Annotated in this window: 16 protein-coding genes and 1 pseudogene; 10 read left to right on the top strand and 7 right to left on the bottom strand. The window is 73.6% G+C overall.

All coding sequences use genetic code 11. From position 1 onward, the window contains the following. Positions 1 to 48 precede the first annotated feature (48 nt). The 3 genes from ACZ37P_RS15445 to ACZ37P_RS15435 are packed head-to-tail and all read left to right on the top strand — an operon-like array spanning position 49 to position 1,967. Complete coding sequence (locus tag ACZ37P_RS15445) at positions 49 to 468, top strand: hypothetical protein (RefSeq protein ID WP_391050490.1); 420 nt, start codon at positions 49 to 51, stop codon at positions 466 to 468. A 1-nt stretch (position 469) separates the two neighbouring features. Next, entirely contained in the window at positions 470 to 1,114 is a 645-nt protein-coding gene (locus ACZ37P_RS15440; protein WP_467346785.1) for a thiol-disulfide oxidoreductase DCC family protein, read from the top strand. Between the two features lie 10 nt (positions 1,115 to 1,124). Continuing rightward, a complete protein-coding gene (locus ACZ37P_RS15435) occupies positions 1,125 to 1,967 on the top strand; it encodes a TetR/AcrR family transcriptional regulator (RefSeq protein ID WP_467346783.1) in 843 nt (280 codons plus the stop codon). Here ACZ37P_RS15435 and ACZ37P_RS15430 read toward each other — a convergent pair. Next, on the bottom strand, positions 1,909 to 2,256 hold the full coding sequence (locus ACZ37P_RS15430; RefSeq protein WP_467346781.1) for an SCO4848 family membrane protein: 348 nt from the start codon (positions 2,254 to 2,256) through the stop codon (positions 1,909 to 1,911). The two genes, ACZ37P_RS15435 and ACZ37P_RS15430, sit on opposite strands and share 59 nt — an antisense overlap. Positions 2,257 to 2,402: 146 nt before the next feature. Between ACZ37P_RS15430 and ACZ37P_RS15425 the strand changes: the two genes are divergently transcribed. Continuing rightward, positions 2,403 to 3,827 (top strand): D-alanyl-D-alanine carboxypeptidase family protein, encoded by a 1,425-nt coding sequence (locus ACZ37P_RS15425; protein ID WP_467346780.1) that lies wholly within the window; start codon positions 2,403 to 2,405, stop codon positions 3,825 to 3,827. 70 nt (positions 3,828 to 3,897) lie between these two features. On the opposite strand, the pseudogene ACZ37P_RS15420 reads toward ACZ37P_RS15425, so the two are convergent. From ACZ37P_RS15420 to ACZ37P_RS15405, 4 genes and pseudogenes are all read right to left on the bottom strand, one after another. Then, positions 3,898 to 4,815: pseudogene (locus ACZ37P_RS15420) on the bottom strand (YihY/virulence factor BrkB family protein); the annotation flags it as partial. 10 nt (positions 4,816 to 4,825) lie between these two features. Next, positions 4,826 to 5,266, bottom strand: coding sequence for a GtrA family protein (locus ACZ37P_RS15415; RefSeq protein ID WP_355336861.1), 441 nt, complete (start codon positions 5,264 to 5,266; stop codon positions 4,826 to 4,828). After that, the gene (locus tag ACZ37P_RS15410) at positions 5,263 to 6,336 is read right to left on the bottom strand and encodes a decaprenyl-phosphate phosphoribosyltransferase (RefSeq protein WP_391050486.1); all 1,074 of its coding nucleotides are present in this window, start codon (positions 6,334 to 6,336) and stop codon (positions 5,263 to 5,265) included. The genes ACZ37P_RS15415 and ACZ37P_RS15410 overlap by 4 nt, the downstream gene beginning before the upstream one ends. Positions 6,337 to 6,362: 26 nt before the next feature. Continuing rightward, on the bottom strand, positions 6,363 to 6,908 hold the full coding sequence (locus tag ACZ37P_RS15405; RefSeq protein WP_355336859.1) for a phosphatase PAP2 family protein: 546 nt from the start codon (positions 6,906 to 6,908) through the stop codon (positions 6,363 to 6,365). Between the two features lie 224 nt (positions 6,909 to 7,132). On the opposite strand from ACZ37P_RS15405, the gene ACZ37P_RS15400 reads away from it, so the two are divergent. From ACZ37P_RS15400 to ACZ37P_RS15390, 3 genes are all read left to right on the top strand, one after another. Then, positions 7,133 to 8,608: an FAD-binding oxidoreductase gene (locus ACZ37P_RS15400; RefSeq protein ID WP_467346778.1), complete on the top strand. Its 1,476-nt coding sequence runs from the start codon at positions 7,133 to 7,135 to the stop codon at positions 8,606 to 8,608. Between the two features lie 32 nt (positions 8,609 to 8,640). Further along, positions 8,641 to 9,396, top strand: a complete 756-nt coding sequence (locus ACZ37P_RS15395) for a decaprenylphospho-beta-D-erythro-pentofuranosid-2-ulose 2-reductase (RefSeq protein ID WP_355336857.1) — start codon at positions 8,641 to 8,643, stop codon at positions 9,394 to 9,396. Positions 9,397 to 9,489: 93 nt separating this feature from the next. Next, positions 9,490 to 10,809 (top strand): SGNH/GDSL hydrolase family protein, encoded by a 1,320-nt coding sequence (locus ACZ37P_RS15390; RefSeq protein WP_467346777.1) that lies wholly within the window; start codon positions 9,490 to 9,492, stop codon positions 10,807 to 10,809. Between the two features lie 16 nt (positions 10,810 to 10,825). Here the strand turns inward: ACZ37P_RS15390 and ACZ37P_RS15385 are convergent, their stop codons facing one another. Further along, on the bottom strand, positions 10,826 to 11,710 hold the full coding sequence (locus tag ACZ37P_RS15385) for a DMT family protein (RefSeq protein ID WP_355337201.1): 885 nt from the start codon (positions 11,708 to 11,710) through the stop codon (positions 10,826 to 10,828). A gap of 448 nt (positions 11,711 to 12,158) precedes the next feature. Continuing rightward, positions 12,159 to 13,343 (bottom strand): ornithine--oxo-acid transaminase, encoded by a 1,185-nt coding sequence (gene rocD / locus ACZ37P_RS15380; protein WP_355337199.1) that lies wholly within the window; start codon positions 13,341 to 13,343, stop codon positions 12,159 to 12,161. 226 nt (positions 13,344 to 13,569) lie between these two features. On the opposite strand from rocD, the gene trpS reads away from it, so the two are divergent. The 3 genes from trpS to ACZ37P_RS15365 all read left to right on the top strand — a co-directional run bounded on the left by trpS (position 13,570) and on the right by ACZ37P_RS15365 (position 16,101). Next, positions 13,570 to 14,583, top strand: a complete 1,014-nt coding sequence (gene trpS / locus ACZ37P_RS15375; protein WP_391050482.1) for a tryptophan--tRNA ligase — start codon at positions 13,570 to 13,572, stop codon at positions 14,581 to 14,583. Positions 14,584 to 14,718: 135 nt separating this feature from the next. Then, complete coding sequence (locus ACZ37P_RS15370; protein ID WP_467346775.1) at positions 14,719 to 15,300, top strand: 2'-5' RNA ligase family protein; 582 nt, start codon at positions 14,719 to 14,721, stop codon at positions 15,298 to 15,300. A 171-nt stretch (positions 15,301 to 15,471) separates the two neighbouring features. After that, on the top strand, positions 15,472 to 16,101 hold the full coding sequence (locus ACZ37P_RS15365; protein ID WP_355336853.1) for an LUD domain-containing protein: 630 nt from the start codon (positions 15,472 to 15,474) through the stop codon (positions 16,099 to 16,101). Positions 16,102 to 16,218 lie beyond the last annotated feature (117 nt).

Genomic DNA, 16,218 nt, shown 5'->3' with positions numbered 1-16,218 from the left:
CGTCGCGTCAGCAGGTTTGAACACGTTCAAACAAGGGGTGGACCCGCTATGGACCTGACCGTCCTCGCGTATGTGATCTATCTGGCCGTCAGCATCGGCCTGACCGTCTGGGTGGCCCGTACCCTCAGCAGCAACGGCCGGATCTTCCTCGCCGACGTGCTGCACGGCGACGAGAAGCTCGCCGACGCCGTCAACCACCTCCTGGTGGTCGGCTTCTATCTGGTGAACCTCGGCTTCGTCGCCCTCTACCTGAAGTCGGCCGACGCCGTCGACAACGCGCGCGGCCTGTTCGAGGCGCTGTCGGTCAAGCTCGGCGTCGTGCTGCTGGTGCTCGGCGTGATGCACCTCGGCAACGTCTACGTGCTCAACAAGATCCGGCGGCGCGGGCTGATGGAGCGCGAGCAGTACCCGCCGGTGGACAGCGACGGCTGGACGAAGCCGAACGGCCCGACCCCGGCCGGGGTGTGACATGACGCGCCTCACGCAGAGCGCGGTGACCGCGCGGCCCGACCGGCCGACGGCGCGGCCCGTGGCGCGTACGCCCCGCCCGCCCGTACGGCGGCTCACCGTGCTGTACGACCCCGCCTGCCGGCTGTGCGCCTTCGTACGGGACTGGCTCGTCCGGCAGCGGCAGCTCGTCAGACTCGACATGGTGCCGGTCGGCTCCCCCGAGGCCATGCACCGCTTCCCCGGCCTCGACCACGCGGCGACCGGGCGCGAGATCACCGTCGTCGGCGACGCGGGCCAGCTCTACCGGGGCGACTCCGCCTGGGTGGTGTGCCTGTGGGCGCTCGCCGACCACCGCGCCTTCTCGCACACCCTGGCCACCCCCGCGGGCCGCAGGCTCGCCCGCGCGGCGGTGCTGACCGCGGCCAAGTACCGCGAGAGCAAGCAGCGTTCGGCCGCGGCCCCGACCTGGTTCCCCGGGCGCAACGCGGCGGGCGCGCCCGGCCCCGCGCCGGTCAGGTCCGTACCCGGCTGGATCTACGACAAGGCGACCGGCTGGACGCAGAGCGACCCGGGCGCCCCGCCGGCACCGCCGTCCGCACCGCCGGCCGACCCGCGGCGCGGCCGGGGCGCGGACTGCGCCGACGGCTGTGCGGGCGACGGATAGGCTCACCCGGGTGGAGCACGTGACAGACCAGCCGGAGCCCGCGGCCACGGGTCCGGCGGCGGAGCCGGGCCCCGGCCTGGGCGAGGAACTGCCCGGCGGCCGGGCCCGGCCCAAGACCGGCAAGAGCGAGCAGACCCGCGCGGTGATCCTGGAGACCGCGATGCGGCTGTTCCGCGAGCGCGGCTACGACAAGACCACGATGCGCGCCATCGCCCAGGAGGCGGGCGTCTCGGTCGGGAACGCCTACTACTACTTCCAGTCCAAGGAATTCCTGATCCAGGGGTTCTACGACCGGATGACGCACGACCACGCGGCCGACGCCCGGGTGCGCATGCGCGGGGTGACCGACTTCGCGGAGCGCCTGGAGATCACGCTCGCGTCCTGGCTGGACACCGCGGCCGAGTACCACGAATTCGCCGCCCAGTTCTTCCGCACGGCCGCCGACCCGGACAGCTCGCTCAGCCCGTTCTCGAACGAGTCGCACCCGGCCCGCGCCACCGCCGTCGAACTCTTCCGCGACGTGCTGTCCGGCTCCGACCTCGCCCCCAAGCTCGACTCCGAACTCGCCGAGCTGCTCCCCGAACTGCTCTGGCTGCACCTCATGGTCGTCGTCCTCTACTGGGTCTTCGACCGCACCCCCGACACCGCGCGGACCCGCGAGTTCGTGCACCGCTCCACCCCCGTGGCGGCCCGCGTCATCGGCCTGTCCCGCTACCGGGTCTTCCGCCCCGTCGTCCGCGACGCCAAGTCCCTCATCCAGGACTTCATCCTCCCGACGATCGGCCGCACCGCGGTCACACCGTCGAGTCGGCCGACTCCCGATCAGCCGGGGCAGCCGGGGCAGCCGGGCTAGTCGGGGCGGTCGCCTCCGCCGGGTCGGCCGGACCGGCCTGCGCCGCCTCGCGGCGCAGCGCCCGCAGGCTCCGCGCGCCGAGGGCCGCGATGGCGGTGCCGAGGAGGAAGGAGACGATCGCGAGCGTGAGGTGGATCCAGAAGTAGGCGGTGGGCGATCCGTGGTCGCCGTCGTGGAAGGCCAGACCGCTGGTGTCCTTCCACAAATTCTTGACAAAGGTGACCCAGACGATCCACGACCACACACCGAAAGCGACCAGGAACCAGGACACGCGCCGACTGAGCTTCATGCGTCCCAGTATGTGCGGGCCCCCCGGTAGGAGGGCCGACGGGGGTGGCCGGTTCCCCGCGCGGGACGTGCGGATCGTCACGGCGGACGGCCCGCACCCGGGGGCGCGGCGGCCAGGAAAGGACATGTACGTTTCCTCGGGTGCCCATGCCTACGACCGCCGCGCGCCGCACCGCGCCGCACCGTTCCGCCCTGGCCGTTCTCGCCGTGTCCGCCGTCGCCGCGCTGCTCGGCGGCACCGTCCTGACGGGGGCCGCGAGCGCGGCTCCGGCCGCCGGCACCAAGCCCGCGCCGAGACCGCCCGAGCACATGTCCACGGTGGGCGGCGACCGGCTGGGCGTGCCGGGCACGCAGGTGGACCCGGGACAGGGCGCGCCCGCGCTGCCCGCGAAGCTGACGGCGAAGTCCTGGATCGTGGCGGACGCCAAGACCGGCGAGATCTACGCCGCGCACAACGCGCACTGGCGGCTCCCCCCGGCCAGCACCCTGAAGATGCTGTTCGCCGACACGGTGCTGCCGAAGTTCCCGAAGAACACCGTGCGCAAGGTGCTGCCGAGCGACCTCCAGGGCATGGGCGAGGGCAGCAGCCTCGTCGGCATCAAGGAGAATCTGACCTACACCGTCCACGACCTGTGGCTCGGTGTCTTCCTGCGCTCGGGCAACGACGCGGTGCACGTGCTGTCCGCCATGAACGGCGGCGTCGCCCAGACCGTCGCGGACATGAACGCGCGGGCCAAGGAGTTGCAGGCGGCCGACACGCATGTGGTCACGCCCGACGGCTACGACGAGCGCGGGCAGGTCAGCAGCGCGTACGACCTCACGCTCTTCGCCCGCTCGGGGCTCCAGAACGCCGACTTCCGCGAGTACTGCTCGACGGTGAGCGCGCAGTTCCCCGGCGAGTGGAAGGTCGACAAGAACAAGAAGACCGGCAAGACCACCAAGAAGCGCGAGTCGTTCGGCATCCAGAACACCAACCGGCTGCTCAGCGGCGACTACGGCCTGTCCCCCTACCCCGGCATCGCGGGCGTCAAGAACGGCAACACCACCAACGCGGGCGCCACCTTCACCGGGGTCGCGCAGCGCGACGGCCGTACGCTGCTGGTCACCGTCATGACGCCGAAGGCCGAGCACGACCTGGTCTACCGCGAGGCCGCCTCGCTGCTGGACTGGGGCTTCAAGGCCGCCCCTACGGTCAAGCCGGTCGGCACACTGGTCCCGCCGCTGAGCCAACTGCCGCCGCCGACCGCCACGACGAAGGCGCCCGAGGGCGACAAGGGACCGGCCACCGCCTCCGCGACGGCCGGTTCCTCCCACGACGGCCTGTGGACGGCGCTGGGCGTCGCCGCCGGTTCCCTGCTCGTCCTGGCCGTGGCGTTCATCGTGGTACGGAAGCTCCGCCCGCTGCCGTCCCCGGCCGGCGGTGGTCCTCATCCTGCCCCGCGTCCTGATCCCGCTCCGCGTCCCGGTGCTGACCCTGATCCTGATCCTGGCCCTGATCCCGATCCCGATCCCGATCGGGCGTCCGGTCCGGCGTCCGGTCCCGACCGCCGTTCCCGGCGCCGGAAGGGCTGACGGACTCCGGGGCCCGCGTGGCCCCGTGGACCTCGATCACCTCGACGACCTCCACGGTCTCGACACCTTCCCCCGGTTCCCCGGCGGCGTCGCCGCCTCCACCGTCCCCGCCGTCCTCGCCGTCCTTCTCGGGCGGCGGCGCGTGCCTGGGCGTCGCCGTCCACGCGGCGCAGTACAGCAGCAGTTTCGCCATGAAGTTGATCCAGAGCAGCAGGGCGACCGGCGTACCGAAGGCGCCGTACACGTTCTTGCCCGCGACGCCCTGGAGGTAGCCGCTGAGCAGCACCTTCAGCAGTTCGAAGCCGACCGCGCCGATGAACGCCGCCTGGACCACGGCGCGGCGCGACGGTTCGACGCCCGGCAGCAGCGTCAGCAGGTAGGTCAGGATCAGGAAGTCGGCCAGGACGGCGATGCAGAAGCCGAGGACGGTCAGCAGCGCGCGGCCGGGGCCGTGGTCGGCGAGCCCGGCCTTGTGGACGGTCCAGTCGACGGCCGCGGTCGCGAAGCCGGAGGCGGCGAGCGAGAGCAGGGCCGCCGCGCCGAGGCCGAGCAGGATGCCGCCGTCGACCAGTTTGGCGACGACGGGGTTGCGCTCCTCGTCGTCCTTGTCCCAGACCGCGCGCAGGCAGTCGCGCAGCGAGCCGACCCAGCCGATACCGGTGAAGAGCAGCGCGGCACCGGCGATCCCGCCGATGGTCCCGGCGTTGGCGACCAGGCCGTTGATGTCGAGCTGGTCGGCGATGCCGGGGATCTGGTCGGAGATCTTGTGCTGGAGGGTGTCGAGCTGATGCTGCGACAGCAGCGCGGCGCCGATCGCCGCGACGACCGCGAGCAGCGGGAAGAGCGAGAGGAAGCTGGTGAAGGTCATCGCGGCGGCCAGCCGCGTCCAGTGGACGGTCTGGAGGTGCGCGAAGGCGCGCCAGCCGTGTGTCCGCATCGCCGCGGCGATGCGCGGGCCGATCCAGGGCAACCTTGTCAACCAGTCCATACCGGGGGGCCTACCCTCCCCCGGCCCGCGCAGTCCCGCGGAACACGAAGGTGCGGGTTCCCCAGAAGCGCAGCGCGGTCGCGAGAGCCATGCCGATCCCCGCGCCCGACACGACATCGGCGCGCGCACTGGCCAGCCCGAGCACGTAGTGGGATACGCCCAGACAGCCCAACTGCACGAGCGCGCCCGCCACGTTCACCGCGAAGAAGACCCCGTACTGCCGCGCCCTGCCGACCGCCGGGGTCCGGCCCCGGTAGGTCCCCAGCGCGTTGCCGAGATACGCCACCGTGCACCCGGCGAGGAACGACAGCGCCTTCGCCCCGATCGGCCCGAACCCGCCGGGGCCGCGCAGCCAGACGAACAGCCCGAGGTCGGCGGCGTACGCGGCGCCGCCCGCGAGGGCGAAGCCGAGGACTTCCGAGCTGAGGCCCCGAGGGGAGCGCGCCCTCACCGGTTGACCGCCGCCAGGACGTAGAGGACGACCCAGGCCAGGGCGATGACGACCAGGGCGCGGTCGCGCAGGACGACGTCCTCGGGGGCGCCCGCGGAGCCCGCGTCGGCGAAGACGGCGTAGCGCAGGACGGAGAGGATGAAGGGGATCATCGAGAGCTGCCGCCAGGGGAGCCAGCCGTTGGGCGAGGCGCCGGTCTCCATCGACCACAGGCAGTAGGCGAGTACGGCGCCGCCCGCGGCGAGCTGCCAGACGAAGCGCAGGTAGCCGGTGGTGTACGCGCCGAGGAGGGCGCGGGAGGCGCCGACCTCGGAGCCCTCCGAGTCCTCGGGCGGCGCGGGGGCCGCCGGGGCGGTGGCGTCCGGCTGGGGTCCGACCGTCGGGGCCGCGGGGGCCGCCGCCGTGGCCCGTTCGGCGAGCCGCGACATCAGGACGAGTTCGGAGTAGCGCTTGGCGGCGACCATGAACAGCGCGCCGAAGCCCGAGGTGATCAGGAACCAGCGGGACAGGTCGATGCCGAGGGCGAGGCCGCCCGCCATGGCGCGCATCAGGAAGCCGGTGGTGACGATGACGAGGTCGACGACCAGCATGTGCTTGAGCCACACGCAGTAGGCGAGCTGCATGACCACGTATCCGGCGAGCAACCCGGCCGTGTCCGGGTTGCAGAGCACCCCGGCCGCCGCGGGCGCGAGGACCGCGAGGGCGCCGCCCGCGGCGTACGCGACCGGCACCGGGACCTGTCCGCAGGCCACCGGGCGGCGGCACTTGACGGGGTGGGCACGGTCGGCGTCGGCGTCGCGGGCGTCGTTGATCAGATAGACGGCGGCGGAGCAGCCGGTGAAGAGCACGAAGACGACGGCGAGCTGGAGTACGGCGTGCGCGGACAGCAGGCGTCCGGCGGCCAGCGGCGCGGCCAGCACGAGGACGTTCTTGACCCACTGCCGGGGCCGGGCGGTCCGCACCAGACCGGCGGGCAGGCCCCGTACGGAGACCGGGGGCGGGAAGCGTCCGGCCGAGGGGACGGCGGTCGCCGGTACGTCGTCGATGAGCGCGGCGGTGCGTTCCGTCATGACGGCCCGCGCGGCGGTGCGTTCCGTCATGACGGCCGCCCTCCGCGCAGGGCCCAGTTCCGGCCGAGCCGGGCGGTGACGGCGCCGAGCAGCGCGCCGCAGGCCACGTCGCTCGGGTAGTGGACGCCGACGACCATCCGGGACACGCACATGGCGGCGGCGAGCGGCGGGAGCGGCGCGGCGAACGGCGTACGGGGCATCAGTGCCCCGAAGGCGACGACGGCCGCGGCGGCCGAGGTGGCGTGCGAGCTGGGGAAGCTGTGCCGTCCGGCGGTGCGGACCAGCGGTTCGGCGTCCGGCAGCACCGGGCGGGGGCGGCGGACGACCCGTTTGACGCCCATGCTCGCCGCGTGGGCCGCGCCGACCAGTGTGGTGGCGCGCAGCCAGGCGCCGCGGCGGCCGGGGTCGGCGCAGGCGCCGGCGAGACCGGCGGCCAGCCAGACCGCGCCGTGCTCGCCCGCCCAGGACAGCGCGCGGGCCGCGCCCGCGACGCGGGGGTCGGTGCCGCGGCGGCGCAGCGCGGCCAGCAGGTGGTGGTCCGCGCGTTCCGCGGCGGAGTCGGGGTAGCGCACTGGTCGGTACTCCCTCGCAGCGACGGCTCGTGACCCGGGGCCGCCACAGCTGGGCGACCGGCCGCCCCACCTGGGCGAATTGTCGGGTCATCACACTTGGACCCCGAGTGCTTACCGTGCGCGACGACTCCTCACGCACCACCACTCACCCTTTTCAGTGAGAAAAGCCGCATAACGCACTATTCGTGATCTTTCGCACCACTCAGAGCGCTACGGTCACGGACATGCCTGTACCCTCCGCGACGACCGTCCCCGTCACCGGCGAGGGCCGCACCGCCGCCGACGCCTCGGCCGACCCCACCGACGCCCCCCTCGATCGCGGCTCCGGCCCCGCCGACCTCCCCAGCCGCGTCGGCCCGGTCACCGGCTGGGGCCGCACCGCCCCCACCACCGCCCGCGTCCTGCGCCCCCTGACGTACGAGGCGGCCGTCGCGGCGGTCACCGGCAGCGACGGCCGCGGCGCCATCGCGCGGGGCCTGGGCCGGGCCTACGGGGACGCGGCGCAGAACGCGGGCGGCGCCGTCCTGGACATGACCGGACTCGACCGCGTCCACGAGATCGACGCCGTCAACGGCCTGGTCGTGTGCGACGCGGGCGTCTCGCTGCACCGCCTGATGGAGGTGCTGCTGCCGCTCGGCTGGTTCGTGCCCGTCACGCCCGGCACCCGCTATGTGACGGTCGGCGGCGCGATCGGCGCGGACATCCACGGCAAGAACCACCACGGCTCCGGGTCCTTCTCCCGCCATGTGCGCGCCATCGAACTGCTCACCGGTGACGGCGAGACCCGGCTGGTCACGCCCGAGGACGAGCCGGGCCTGTTCTGGGCGACGGCCGGCGGCATGGGCCTGACCGGCGTCATCCTGGCCGCGACCCTCCAGCTCCTGCCGGTCCAGACGTCGTTGATGACCGTGGACACCGAACGCGCCACCGACCTGGACGACCTGATGGCGCGGCTGACCGCGACCGACGACACGTACCGCTACTCGGTGGCCTGGATCGACCTGCTCGCGCGCGGCGCGAAGACCGGCCGCGCCGTCCTCACCCGCGGCGACCACGCCCCGCTCGACGCGCTGCCCGCCACGTCCCGCGCCCGCCGCGACCCGCTCGCCTTCCGCCCCGGACGGCTGCCCGCCGCCCCGCGCTTCGTCCCCGAGGGCCTGCTCGGCCGCACCAGCGTCGGCCTGTTCAACGAGTTCTGGTACCGCAGGGCCCCGCGCGAGCGGCGCGGCGAACTCCAGCGCCTGTCCACCTTCTTCCACCCGCTGGACGGGCTGCCGCACTGGAACCGGATCTACGGCCGCAGCGGCTTCGTCCAGTACCAGTTCGTCGTCGGCCACGGCCAGGAGGAGGCGCTGCGGCGCATCGTCGGACGGATCGGCGCCCGCGGCTGCCCGTCCTTCCTCGCCGTGCTCAAGCGCTTCGGCGAGGGCGACCCCGGCTGGCTCTCCTTCCCGATGGCGGGCTGGACCCTCGCCCTCGACATCCCCGCCGCGCTCCCCGGCCTCGGCGCGTTCCTCGACGAGCTGGACGAGGAGGTCGCGGAGGCGGGCGGCCGGGTCTACCTCGCCAAGGACGCGCGGCTGCGGCCCGAACTCCTGGCCCGGATGTACCCGCGCCTCGACGACTTCCGCACCCTGCGCGCCACGTACGACCCGCGCGGCGTGATCACGTCCGACCTCGCCCGCCGCCTGGCCCTCTAGGGCCCGCCGCCACAGCCTCGAAGGAGCTTCCCGTGAAGGACGCGTTCGGCGCCCCCCAGTCCCTGCTGATCCTCGGCGGCACCTCCGAGATCGCGCTGGCCACCGCCCGCCGCCTCATCGCCCGCCGCACCCGTACCGTCTATCTCGCGGGCCGCCCCTCCGAGGCGCTGGACGCCGCCGCGACGCAGTTGCGCGCGCTCGGCGCCGACGTCCACGCGGTCGGCTTCGACGCCCTCGACCCCGCCTCGCACGAGGAGGTCCTCGGCAAGCTCTTCACCGAGGGCGACATCGACATGGTGCTGCTCGCCTTCGGCGTCCTCGGCGACCAGGCCCGCGACGAGCAGGAACCGCTCTCGGCCGTCCACGTCGCCCAGGTCAACTACACCGGCGCCGTCTCCGCCTCCCTGGTCTGCGCGGGCGCCCTCCAGTCCCAGGGCCACGGCTCGCTGGTCGTGCTGTCCTCCGTGGCCGGCGAGCGCGCCCGCCGCGCCAACTTCATCTACGGCAGCAGCAAGGCCGGGCTCGACGCCTTCGCCCAGGGCCTCGGCGACGCCCTGCACGGGGCCGGCGTGCACGTCATGATCGTCCGCCCCGGCTTCGTCCGCACCAAGATGACCGCGGGGCGCGAGGAGGCCCCGCTGGCCACCACCCCCGAGGCCGTCGCGGTCGCCATCGAGACCGGGCTGCGCCGCCGCAGCGAAACGGTCTGGGTGCCCGGCACCCTGCGCGTGGTCATGTCGGCCCTGCGGCACGTCCCGAGGCCGCTCTTCCGCCGCCTGCCGGTCTGACCCGGCACCGGCTCCGCCGCGCGCGCCGTCGGCGGCGGGCGGCCGTGTCGTACGCTCCACAGACGGTGACACCGCGTTCCGGAGGAGGGGGCCATGGGGGCGACTCCCGCTGACGGGAGAGGACTTCGGGGTCGGCGGCTGCGGTGGCTGACCCCGCCGGTCGTGGCCTTCGCGTTCGTCGTCAGCTCCGTCTTCGTCGTCGCGGGGCTGTCCGGGACCGGCGCCAGGTCGGCCGTGCAGAGCGCGGCCCCGCCCAGGCCCGTGCTCACCCGGGTCGGCGCGTGGACGGCGGCGCTGGCGGGCGGCGGCCGGCGGGTCCGCCACCGCACGGTCCGCATGGTCGTGCACCCGACGATCGGCGGGACGGGCGTACGCGTGCGGCTGTCGAACCGGTACGGGACCGGGCCGCTGCCGGTCGGGGCCGTGGACGTGGCCGTCCAGGCGCACGGCGGGGACGCCGTACCCGGCACGCATCACACCGCGACGTTCTCCGGGGCGGGCGCCACGACGGTCCCGGCGGGGCGGGACGCGGCGACCGACCCCCTCGCGATGACCGTCAACGCGGACGAGAATCTGCTGGTCAGCATCTACTTCCCCGGTGACGCGGGCGCGTCGGGGCGGCACTGGCTAGCCGCCGAGACCACGTACTACTCGGCGCCCGGCGACTTCGCCGCCGCCGACACCACCGCGCACTACCCCGTCTCGAACGGGGTCTGGTACTACCTCAGCGGTCTCGACGTCGAGTCCGCCACCGCCCGCGGCACCCTGGTCGCCTTCGGCGACTCCCTCACGGACGGCGCGGGTTCCAGCACGTCGGCCAACGCCCGCTGGCCCGACGTCCTCGCCCGGCGGCTGCGCGACCGGCCGGGCGGCCCGCTCCTCGGCGTCGTGGACGCGGGCCTGAGCGGCAACCGGGTGCTCACCGACACCGGCACCCGCTTCGGCACCAGCGCCCTGCACCGCTTCGCCCACGACGCCCTCGGCCAGCCCGGCGTCACGGCCGTGGTCCTGCTGGAGGGCATCAACGACATCAGCGTCGACCGCGGCCCGCACGGGCACCTCGCCGCGGCCGACCTCATCGACGCCTACCGCACCCTCATCCGCCAGGCGCACGCGGCGGGCGTACGGATCTACGGCGCGACCCTGCCGCCCTTCCAGGGCTCCCGCCCCTACACCCCCGCCGGTGAGCGGACCCGCGAGACCGTCAACCGCTGGATGCTCGGCGGCCACGCCTTCGACGCCGTCTTCGACCTGTCCGCCGCGCTGCGCGACCCCGCCCGGCCGCACCGCCTGTCCCCCGCCTACGACAGCGGCGACCACCTGCATCCCAACGACGCCGGTTACCGCGCGATGGCGAACGCGATCGATCTCCGTACGCTGACGGCTCCGCTGACGCCGCGCGCGGCGGGCTGAGCGTCCGTACCCCCGCTCACAGGCGGCTGGGGGTCGCCTCGTCCGTCGTGTTCTCCGCGTCCTCCCCCGGTGGGGCGACCTCGCCGAAGCGGGCCAGGGCCAGGGCGCCGACGACCGCGAGGGCGAAGCCCGCGACCGCGACCGGGGCCCAGCCGTGGCGGGTGCGGTCGCCGAGGGCCAGGACGCCGACGAGCGCGGGGCCGACGGTCTCGCCGATGACCATGCCCGCGGTGGCGGCCGTCACCGAGCCGCGCTGGAGGGCGGAGGTCAGCAGCAGGAAGGCGGCTCCGCCGCCGACGAGGAGGCCGTACACGGCCGGGTTGGTGAGCAGCGCCACCGGGGTCATGCCGTCGATGACGCGGACGGCGACCTCGACCACGCCGAAGCCGAGGCCCGCGCCGAGGCCCAGCGCCGCCGCGCGGGAGCGTTCGGGGAGGCGGCCGGCCGCCGTGCCCGCCGCGAGGACGGCGAGGGCCGTGGCCAGCGTGCCCCAGCGCAGCGCCGTGCCGCCGTGGTCCGCGCCTGCCCCCTCGCTGCCCGAGGCCATGCCCAGCAGCGCCAGGCCGCCGCACACCGCCGCGACCGCGCCCCACTCGCGCGGCGACAGCCGCGTGTCCAGCAGCCGCGCCGCCGCGACCGCCGTGACGGCCAGGCTCGCCGCCAGGGCCGCGCCCACCGCGTAGATCGGCAGCGACCTCAGCGCGACCAGTTCCAGCGCGAAGCCCACGCCGTCGAGGCCCAGGCCCGCCACGTAGCGCCACTCGCGCAGGGCCCTGCCCAGCAGCCGCGCGTCGACCGCCGAGCCCGAGCCTCCGCCCGGCTCCGCCGCCGCCCGCGCCGCCACCGCTTGCAGCACGGACGCCACCCCGAAACACACGGCCGCGCCCAGCGCACACACCATTCCCAGAAGCACGCCACTGACTCTAGGGCGTCCAGCACCCCGGGCCCCGCCCCGAGCGCTTCCTCCGCCGCGGACGGCGAGCCGTCCCTTCCCACCGGCCGGTGGCCGCAAGCCCCCCGAATCGCCCCTCCGGGCCCGGTGGTGCCCCGCACGCCCGTCGTGGCGCGTCGCGCAGTTCCCCGCGCCCCCAAAAAACCGGCCCACCCCGTCAGGGGCGCGGGGAACTGCGCGGCCAGCCCCCACCGGGCCGGTAGCCCGAAGCCCACCGAATCGCCCCTCCGGGCCCGGTGGTGACCTGCGGCAGCAATATGGCTGAGCGCGCAGTTCCCCGCGCCCCTAAAAAACCGGCCCGCCCCGTCAGGGGCGCGGGGAACTGAGCGGCCAGCCCCCACCGGCCGGTGGTCCGGAGTGGAGGGAGCCGCCCCCCGCCGGCGGGAGGGGGGGAAGGTCAGGCGGAGAGGACCGTGCGGAGTTGGGTGAGGCCCCAGTCGAGGTCGTCCTTGGAGATGGTGAGCGGCGGCGCCAGCCGAATGGTGCTGCCGTGGGTGTCCTTGGCGAGAACCCCGAGCGCCATGAGCCGCTCGGAGATCTCGCGGCCGGTCCCCACGGCGGGATCGATGTCGACCCCGGCCCACAGCCCGCGCCCGCGCACCTCGGTGACCTTGCCGGAGCCGGTGAGGAGGGCGAGCTCGCGGTGCAGGTGGTCACCGAGTTCGGCGGCGCGCTCCTGGTACTCCCCGGTGCGCAGCATGGCGAGGACTTCGAGCCCGACGGCGCAGGCCAGCGGGTTCCCGCCGAAGGTGGACCCGTGTTCGCCGGGCCGGTAGACGCCGAGGACGTCGCGGGAGGAGACCACGGCCGAGACGGGCACGACGCCGCCGCCGAGCGCCTTGCCGAGGACGTACATGTCGGGGACGACGTCCTCGTGCTCGCAGGCGAAGGTGCGGCCGGTCCTGCCGAGGCCGGACTGGATCTCGTCGGCGATGAAGAGCGCCCCGCGCTCGGCGGTGACCCGGCGCACCCCGGCGAGATAGCCGGGCGGCGGCACGAGGACGCCCGCCTCGCCCTGGATCGGCTCCAGCAGCACGGCGACGGTCTCGTCGTCCACGGCCGCTTCGAGCGCGGCGAGGTCGCCGTAGGGGACGGTCACGAAGCCGGGGGTGTACGGGCCGAAGTCCGCCCGCGCCTCGGGGTCGGTGGAGAAGCTGACGATCGTGGTGGTGCGCCCGTGGAAGTTGCCGGCCGCGACGACGATCCTGGCCCGGCCGTCCGGTACGCCCTTGACCCGGTAGCCCCACTTGCGCGCCGTTTTCACGGCGGTCTCCACCGCTTCGGCGCCGGTGTTCATCGGCAGCACCATCTCCATGCCGCACAGCTCGGCGAGCCGCGTACAGAAGTCCGCGAAGCGGTCGTGGTGGAAGGCGCGGGAGGTCAGCGTGACCCGGTCGAGCTGCGCCTTGGCCGCCGCGATCAGCCGGGGGTTGGCGTGGCCGAAGTTCAGCGCCGAGTAGCCCGCGAGCATGTCGAGGTAGCGGCGGCCCTCGACGTCGGTCATCCACGCGCCTTCGGCCGTGGCGACCACGACGGGGAGCGGGTGGTAATTGTGCGCGCTGTGCGCCTCGGCGGCGGCGATCCGCTCACCGGTGGTGCCGGTGGTACCTGCGGTGCCGGAAGGACCTGCGGTGGTGGTGGTCACGTGCGTTCTCCGTTCGTTGTACGTCGGAGGCCAGGGCGAAGGGGCGGGGTGACGCCCCTTTCTATCGTCGCTCGCCGCGATCACGGCGAAACCTCACCGACGGCGGCCAGTGGTGTCCACCAGGGGTATGGGAGCGGGGTCACCACCTGAGAGAATGATGGACATGGCAACAGATCGCCCGCGCGCGCTTTCCGGTATCCAGCCCACCGCCGGTTCGTTCCACCTGGGGAACTACCTGGGGGCGATCCGCCAGTACGTGGCGCTCCAGGAGACGCACGACGCCTTCTACATGGTGGTCGACCTGCACGCGATCACCGTGCCGCAGGACCCGGCCGAGCTGCGGGCGAACACGCGGCTGGCCGCCGCCCAGCTCCTGGCCGCCGGGCTCGACCCGGACCGCTGCACGCTGTTCATCCAGAGCCATGTGCCCGAGCACGCCCAGCTCGGCTGGGTGATGAACTGCCTGACCGGCTTCGGTGAGGCGTCCCGGATGACGCAGTTCAAGGACAAGTCGGCCAAGCAGGGCGCGGACCGCTCGACGGTCGGCCTGTTCACGTATCCGATCCTCCAGGTCGCGGACATCCTGCTGTACCAGGCGGACGCGGTGCCGGTCGGCGAGGACCAGCGGCAGCACATCGAGCTGACCCGCGACCTGGCGGAGCGGTTCAACACGCGCTTCGGCCCGACCTTCACCATCCCGGCGCCGCACATCGTGCGGGAGGTCGCGAAGATCTACGACCTCCAGGACCCGACGGCCAAGATGAGCAAGTCGGCGGCGTCGCCGAAGGGCCTGGTCAATCTGCTGGACGAGCCGAAGACGTCGGCGAAGAAGTTCCGCAGCGCGGTGACGGACACCGGCACGGTCGTCAAATATGACGAAAAAGACAAGCCGGGCATCAGCAATCTGCTCACGATTCACTCCGCGCTCACCGGTACCGGAATTCCGGAACTCGAGGAGCGGTACGAGGGCAAGGGCTACGGTGCGCTGAAGACCGACCTCGCGGAGATCTTCGTGGAGTGGGTCACACCGTTCCGTGAGCGTACGCAGGAGTATCTGGGGGACCCGGAGACGTTGGACGCGGTGCTGGCGAAGGGTGCCGAGAAGGCGCGCGCCGTGGCGGCGGAGACGCTGGCCGGGGCGTACGACCGGGTCGGGTTCCTGCCCGCCAAGCACTGAGTACGGTACGGGGCGGTACCGAGGACGATTTTTCTGCTCTCGCATGATTGTCCCGCATGATGGCTGTATGACCATGCGGGGTCATCGCGCGGGGGTGACCACGCGGCCGGCTGAACGGGGAAAGGGGTGAGCGCAGTGGGGACCTCCACGACCACCACGATCGGCGTGTCCATCGCGGTCCCGGAGCCGTACGGGCGCCTGCTCCAGGAGCGGCGCGCCGGTTTCGGCGATCCGGCGGCGTACGCGATCCCCACCCATGTCACGCTGCTGCCGCCCACCGAGGTCGACTGCGGCGCGCTTCCGGCGCTGCGCCGCCACCTCGCGCAGATCGCCGCCGACGGCCGCCCCTTCCTGATGCGGCTGCACGGCACGGACACCTTCCGGCCGCTCTCCCCCGTGGTCTACGTCCGCCTCGCCGACGGCGGCGACGCCTGCGCCCAGCTCCAGGAGCAGGTCCGCTCGGGACCCGTCTCCCGCGAGCTCCAGTTCCCGTACCACCCGCACGTCACGGTCGCCCACGGCATCCCCGACCCCGCCATGGACCTGGCCCAGTCCGAGCTCGCCACCTTCTCCGCCGCCTGGACCGCGATCAGCTTCGCCCTCTACGAGCAGGGCGAGGACGGCGTCTGGCGCAAGATGCGCGAGTACCCCTTCGGCCGTGAGGGCCTCTCGGCCGTCCCGCACCAGCAGTCCGCCAAGGCCGCGACGCGGCTGTAACGGCGCTGCGGGGTCGGCCCGGCCGCGACTCCTGCCGCGCTTCGGCCGTGCTTCGGCCGTAAGCCGGCCCCGTCGGTCACATTCGGCCGCTTCCGTGCGACACATCAGCGCACCGCCCACCCACGGGCGGTGCGCTGATTCGTCAGGTCGGGCAGAAAGCCGGGAGTGATCATGGGTACGCGGACATCGGCCGTCGCGTTCACGGAAGCGGTGGCGGCGGAGCGGCTGGAGCGGGCGGCGGAGGCTCTGGTGCTGCACGGCTTCGACGCGGAGATCCTCGACGACGTGGCCGCCGCGCGGGTCCGGGTGGGCGAGCTGATCCCGCCGGGCGCGAGCGTGTTCACCGGGGCCAGCGAGACGCTGCGGCTGTCCGGGATCGAGGAGGACATCAACGGGAGCGGGCGGTACGAGGCGGTCAAGCCGCGCGTTCTGGCCATGGACCGGGCGAGCGAGGCGGACGCGATCCGGCGGGCGCTGGCCGCTCCGGACGTCAGCGTCGGGAGCGTCGCCGCCGTCACCGAGACGGGGTCGCTGGTGATCGCGTCGGGCAGCGGGAGCCAGTTGCCCGGGTACGCGGGCGGGGCGGGGCGCGCGATCTGGGTGGTGGGCGCGCAGAAGGTCGTGCCGGACCTGGAGACGGCGCTGCGCCGGGTGGAGGAGCACTGCCTGCCGCTGGAGAGCGCCAGGACCATGGAGGTGCACGGCTGGCCGAGCACCGTGAACCGGCTCCTGGTCCTCAACGCGGAGTACGTGCCGGGGCGCGGCACCGTACTGCTGCTCCGCGAGCCCATCGGCTTCTGAGGCACCGCCCGTTGACGGCCGCTCCACGGCCGGTTGACGGCCGGTCCCCTGTCGGTCCACTGGCGCGCGGTATTGCCGACAACGTGTGTGCAAAAGGAGGTGGCGGCCGGGTTTAGG

The organism is Streptomyces sp. NPDC024632 (assembly GCF_055559175.1).
The sequence above is the reverse complement of the archived record's forward strand: the minus strand, read 5'-3'. Positions and strand labels throughout refer to the sequence as shown.

Excerpts from the sequence above, each read along its gene's own strand:
- ACZ37P_RS15445 (WP_391050490.1), top strand. The coding sequence starts at position 49 with ATGGACCTGACCGTCCTCGCGTATGTGATCTATCTGGCCGTCAGCATC.
- ACZ37P_RS15440 (WP_467346785.1), top strand. The coding sequence starts at position 470 with ATGACGCGCCTCACGCAGAGCGCGGTGACCGCGCGGCCCGACCGGCCG.
- ACZ37P_RS15430 (WP_467346781.1), bottom strand. The coding sequence starts at position 2,256 with ATGAAGCTCAGTCGGCGCGTGTCCTGGTTCCTGGTCGCTTTCGGTGTG.
- ACZ37P_RS15425 (WP_467346780.1), top strand. The coding sequence starts at position 2,403 with ATGCCTACGACCGCCGCGCGCCGCACCGCGCCGCACCGTTCCGCCCTG.
- ACZ37P_RS15410 (WP_391050486.1), bottom strand. The coding sequence starts at position 6,336 with ATGACGGAACGCACCGCCGCGCTCATCGACGACGTACCGGCGACCGCC.
- ACZ37P_RS15400 (WP_467346778.1), top strand. The coding sequence starts at position 7,133 with ATGCCTGTACCCTCCGCGACGACCGTCCCCGTCACCGGCGAGGGCCGC.
- ACZ37P_RS15390 (WP_467346777.1), top strand. The coding sequence starts at position 9,490 with ATGGGGGCGACTCCCGCTGACGGGAGAGGACTTCGGGGTCGGCGGCTG.
- ACZ37P_RS15385 (WP_355337201.1), bottom strand. The coding sequence starts at position 11,710 with ATGGTGTGTGCGCTGGGCGCGGCCGTGTGTTTCGGGGTGGCGTCCGTG.
- trpS (WP_391050482.1), top strand. The coding sequence starts at position 13,570 with ATGGCAACAGATCGCCCGCGCGCGCTTTCCGGTATCCAGCCCACCGCC.
- ACZ37P_RS15365 (WP_355336853.1), top strand. The coding sequence starts at position 15,472 with ATGGGTACGCGGACATCGGCCGTCGCGTTCACGGAAGCGGTGGCGGCG.